Source organism: Siphonobacter sp. (assembly GCF_048595215.1).
Taxonomy (GTDB): Bacteria; Bacteroidota; Bacteroidia; order Cytophagales; family Spirosomataceae; genus Siphonobacter.
Genome location: NZ_JBMDWJ010000331.1, coordinates 1 through 5,199 on the forward strand (window position 1 = coordinate 1; position 5,199 = coordinate 5,199).

3 protein-coding genes and 1 pseudogene are annotated in these 5,199 nt (G+C 49.7%); 1 reads left to right on the forward strand and 3 read right to left on the reverse strand.

What is annotated here, in order from left to right; translation table 11 throughout:
• Positions 1–48: 48 nt before the first annotated feature.
• The 3 genes and pseudogenes from ACOJTG_RS20655 to ACOJTG_RS20665 all read right to left on the reverse strand — a co-directional run bounded on the left by ACOJTG_RS20655 (position 49) and on the right by ACOJTG_RS20665 (position 3,000).
• Complete coding sequence (locus tag ACOJTG_RS20655) at positions 49–297, reverse strand: helix-hairpin-helix domain-containing protein (protein WP_420155549.1); 249 nt, start codon at positions 295–297, stop codon at positions 49–51.
• A pseudogene (uvrC, locus tag ACOJTG_RS20660) lies at positions 271–1,854 on the reverse strand (excinuclease ABC subunit UvrC); the annotation flags it as partial. The gene ACOJTG_RS20655 and the pseudogene uvrC, both read right to left, overlap by 27 nt.
• Before the next feature lie 6 nt (positions 1,855–1,860).
• Positions 1,861–3,000, reverse strand: coding sequence for a glycerate kinase (locus ACOJTG_RS20665; RefSeq protein ID WP_420155547.1), 1,140 nt, complete (start codon positions 2,998–3,000; stop codon positions 1,861–1,863).
• 158 nt (positions 3,001–3,158) lie between these two features.
• On the opposite strand from ACOJTG_RS20665, the gene ACOJTG_RS20670 reads away from it, so the two are divergent.
• A partial coding sequence (locus tag ACOJTG_RS20670) for a CRTAC1 family protein (RefSeq protein ID WP_420155548.1) occupies positions 3,159–5,199 on the forward strand: 2,041 nt, incomplete at its 3' end.

Below are 5,199 nucleotides of genomic sequence, written 5' to 3' on the forward strand. Positions count from 1 at the left end.
TCTCCACTGGAAGAACTTCGCTTGGACAGCCCTCAGTATTTGAGTATCCTATGCTTTTGCCGTTTCAAAGTAGCTTCTGATTTTCTGAGCCTTGTCTTTTCCCATCACTTTTTCAATCTCTTCAAACGAAGCTTCCCGTACGGCTTTCATCGTTTTAAAATACTTGAGCAGTTTGGCGGCCGTTATCTTACCAATTCCCTCGATTTCTTCTAATTCACTAACTAAAAAGGCCTTACTACGGCGATCGCGGTGATGGGTGATACCAAAGCGGTGAGCCTCATCCCGGAGTCGCTGGATGAGCTTGAGACTTTCGGAACGCTTGTCGATATAAAGCGGGATTGGGTCTTCGGGGAAATAAATTTCTTCCAGTCGTTTGGCAATGCCTACAATGGGTACCTTCCCCTAAAGCTTAAGTTCTTTCAAAGCCTCACAAGCAGCCGAAAGTTGTCCTTTCCCACCATCGACAATGATCAGGTCTGGTAAGGATAAGTCTTCTTCGAGTAGACGAGTATATCGACGACCTACTACTTCTTTCATGGTAGCAAAGTCATTGGGCCCTTCTACGGTTTTGGGAATGAAGTGGCGGTAATCTTTCTTGGAAGGTAGTCCATCCATAAAACACACCATAGCCGATACCGGATTGGTACCCTGAATGTTGGAGTTATCGAAACATTCGATGTGCCGGGGTATGGTTTTAAGTTGCAAGTCATTCTTTAGCGTCATCAATATCCGCATCTTGGGATTGCCTGCCGTATCTTCGGCTACTTTCCGATCGGACTTTTCTTTGCGGAAGAACAGTACATTCTTCAGCGAGACCTCCATGAGTTTTCGCTTATCGCCAATCTGAGGTACGGTGTTGGTCAATCCTTTTAATTCAAGCGATAAAGGCAGATTAGTAATGATTTCCTTCGCTTCCGAACCGTACTGCGTCCGTAATTCCCAGGCCCACATAGTCATGATATCCTCGTCGGTTTCGTCGAGTTTCTTTTTAACTTCGAACGTATGCGTCTGACTGATGAAGCCGTTGACTACCCGCATAAAGTTCAGGAAAGCTGTTGTCTCATCCGAAACGATGGTACAAACGTCCACATTACCAATATTGGGGTTTACGACCGTACTCCGACTCTGGAAGTTCTCAAACAACTCCAGTTTTTCTTTCCACTCCTGAGCCTCTTCAAAGTCCAGCCGCTGGGCGGCATCGCTCATCTGTTCCTGAAGAAACTGCCGGGGAATCTGTAGATTACCCTTCAGTATCTGCTTGATCTGCTCAATTTTGCGATTGTAAGCTTCTTCCGTTTCCAGCCCTTCACAGGGACCTTTACAACGGCCAATGTGATACTCCAGACAAACTTTAAACTTCCGATTATCAATATTGGGCTGCGTAAGGGCGTAGCTACACGTACGAAGAGGGTATAACTGCCCAAACATTTCCAGCAGACTATGCATGGCCTTCACGTTAGCGTACGGTCCGAAGAACGTACCCAGCTTACGATCCACCCGCCGCATGGTAATGACGCGAGGAAAACGTTCGTTGGTAATGCAGATGAAGGGGTACATTTTATCGTCCCGCAACAGAATATTGAAGCGGGGCTGATACTGCTTAATCAGGGAGTTTTCGAGCAGCAGGGCGTCAAATTCCGTGGGAACAATCGTAAACTCAATCTTGCGGATGTACGAAACCAGCCGTTTGGTTTTCCGGTCGTGATCACGGGAATTCTGGAAATAACTGCTTACCCGGTTCCGCAAATCTTTGGCTTTGCCCACGTAGATCACGGTCCCTTCCTCATCGAAATAGCGATACACACCCGGCTGGTGCGGGATTCTCGTTAATTCCTGTTTATAATCAAATGCCATAACGCTTCATTTTTTTTGAGTCACATACCAGTGAATGGCCCAGAAACTCGCTTCCCGCAATCGTTCATACGCCGTACGCAAAGCCGTGGGTAAATCAACGGGTCCGGTTAGGATGGACGTTGCATAACTCAGGCCCAGTTTCCGTAATTCCGTGGGTGGGGCGGCCAGCGTTCCACACAAAGCGAGTACGGGAATTTTCTGGGGTTTAGCCTTCTCGCAAAGCCGCCCGATGAGTTTGCCCTGCAGGCTTTGGGTATCCAGTTTGCCCTCGCCGGTAAGGATTAGCTCAGCCTTTTGTAACAGTAAATCCAGGCCCACAAGTTCCATCACGAGCTCCGCACCGGGACGTAAGTGGGCTCCACAAAAAGCCATCAACCCAAAGCCCAGACCACCTGCAGCACCCGCTCCCGGCTTGTTTTCTAAAGAACTTATGCCAACGCTGATACAGGAAACTACCCCGGCGAGTTGCCGCAATCCCGCATCCAGATTTTCAACTTCCTGGGGACTAGCTCCCTTTTGGGGGCTATAGACAAAGGCCGCTCCTTCGGGACCGAAAAGTGGAGCTGTAACGTCTGAAGCTACAACAATTTCCACGCCTACATACGCAGGCTGTTCAGGTGGGTGAATGCTATGGATACCGGATAAGGAAGCTCCCACGGGCGGCAGTGTCCGACCCTCGGAATCGCGAAAGTTCCAGCCCAGGGCCTGAGCCATGCCGATGCCGCCATCGGTGGTAGCCGAGCCGCCAATGCCCAGTACCAACTTTTTAATACCCGAAGCCATGGCGGCCCGCATTAGCTCACCAGTACCGTAAGTGGTGGTCTGGCTAGCCTGATACTCCTCAGGTTGTAGTAAGGCTAGTCCGGAAGCCGTAGCCATTTCAATGAAAGCCGTCGTTCCATCACCCGATTTCCCCCAGCGGGCTGTAATCAGTCGCATGAGCGGGTCATGGCAGCTTACTTCATGGTACGTTCCCTGCGTAGCTTCGACTAGGGTTTCCAGAAAGCCTTCCCCGCCATCCGACAGCGGAAGAGCTATAATCTGGGCTTCAGGATACGCTTCCCGAATGCCTTCCGTCATCGCCTGACAGGCTTCAGTGGCTGTTAGAGAACCGCGAAACTTATCAGGGGCGAGTAAAATGTTCATACGCTGTGGAAATGAATACGAAACAAGAGGTTCATCTACGAAGGTACGGGAACCGGTAGCGGTTTCCGGCATTTCTAAGGGATGACCTTTGATTTTTTATGTCTTATTGAGCGGCGAATGGTAAATTGCCGTTTCTAACCTTTCTCCCCCGATTACGCATGAAGTACTGGATTTTCGGATGTTTGCTGATGTTCCTCATGGGCTGTCAACGCTCGGAACGGAAGCCGGCGTACGTTGCTCCCGAAAATCCCGTATTCGTTCATCTGTCCACGGTAGCTACGGGACTTGATTTCAAGAATCAACTTCCCCGGCTGGATAGCTTGTATCTGGATTTTCCCGCTGATTCGGCCCGTCAGGAAAACTTCCTGCGTCTGGCCGAACGCCTGTTGGGAGCGGGTGGCGTAGGAGCCGGAGATTTGAACAATGATGGCTTGCCCGATCTTTTCTTTACTTCCAGCAACGGTGAAAATCGCCTGTACCTTAACCGGGGCGGCTGGCGGTTTGAAGATGTAACTGAAGCAGCAGGTCTTACTGGTAATGGTCAGTGGAGTGCGGGCGTATCGCTGGCGGATGTGAACGCCGATGGCTGGCTCGATTTGTACATCTGTCATTTTGGGGCAAATGCCCGAAACGAATTGTTCATTCATTCCGGAACATTGAATGAGGAGGGCGTTCCCATTTTCACGGAACAGGCTCAGCAGCTAGGTTTGCAGAACGAACGACAGGCCGTACAAGCCGTTTTCTTCGATTATGATCTTGATGGCGATCTCGATTGTTTGGTCGCGAATAATTTTCAGGCGAGTCCGGATTCTACGCAGAAGTGGCCTAATGGGCCGGATCGACTGTATCAGAATGAAAAAGGCGTTTTCATAGACGTTTCCGAGAAAGCAGGGTTTCGCTCCGCACGCTTCAGTACAGGTATCGCCGTCGCCGATTTTAACGGAGATCAGTGGCCGGATGTCGCTCTTTCGCGGGACTTTCCTGAAAACGACGTAATCTATACCAATCAGCAGAAAGGAGCATTTGCGGAAAACTATCCCTTTGCTCACACGCCCGAGCGAAGTTTGGGACTAGCCGCCGCCGATTTGGATAACGATGCCTATACCGATCTTTTTACGGCTTCCGTACTTTCAGATGACGCCATCCGTCGTCGTACGCAGGCACGATTTGGCAATAATCAGCAGGTTTTGCCGACGGTAGGTCACAATACGCTGCAACGGAATGAAGGGCAATTTTCCGAACGGGCTTGGCTTTCGGGCGTTGCGGCTACTGATGTCAGTCATAGTGGGTTGATTCTGGATTTGGATACCGATGGCTGGAAAGATCTCTTCGTACCGAATGGCCTGATGCGGGATACGCGTAATCTAGATTTTCTCGAAAAACTTTCTAAAGCAGGCAGTCGGCTTTCCCTGAAAACACTGCTTCGGATGATGCCTTCTGTAACGCAGTCGAGTTTCGCTTTCCTGAATCAAAAAGATTTTGCCTTTGAAAATCAGGCCATTCGGCTGGGTTTGGGTGAGCCCAGTTTTTCAAACGGAGCCGCTTATGCCGATTTAGATAACGACGGTGATCTGGATTTGATTATTAATCAGATGGGCAAACCCGCTAGTCTGTACCGCAACGATTTCGACGAAGCACAAAAAATACAGTCGCTGAAAATCAAGTTTAAAGGTCCTGCGGGCAATCCGTTTGGGTACGGTGCTGAAATCCGGGTATTTACGGGTGAGTTACAGCAAAAAATCATTTTACAGCCCAATCAAGGGTACCAGTCGAGTCAGGAGCCCATTTTACAAGTGGGATTAGGCTCGGCCCAACAGGCCGATTCCATCGTAGTCTATTGGCCAGGTTTTAGAATGCAGGTGCTACGGGCCGTAACGGCGAATCAGACGTTGGTTATTGATGCCAGCGAAGCTCGGGATAGAGTAGGCTCAACCGTACTGAAAACGAACCGAGTGTTAACGGACGTTACTGGGGAGCTCTTTCCGAAGGAAATCCGCCATCAGGAAGACTCCTTTGATGATCTGCTGAGCCAGCCGTATCTACCTCGTACCTTATCAAAAGAAGGTCCTAAACTAGCTCAGGGCGATGTGAATGGAGACGGACTCGTTGACGTTTTTCTAACGGGTGTACAGGGACAGACCGGACAATTACTTTTGCAAACCCCCAAGGGTACGTTTCTACCTAGTAATAAACCCACTT

Excerpts from the sequence above, each read along its gene's own strand:
- ACOJTG_RS20665 (WP_420155547.1), bottom strand. The coding sequence starts at position 3,000 with ATGAACATTTTACTCGCCCCTGATAAGTTTCGCGGTTCTCTAACAGCC.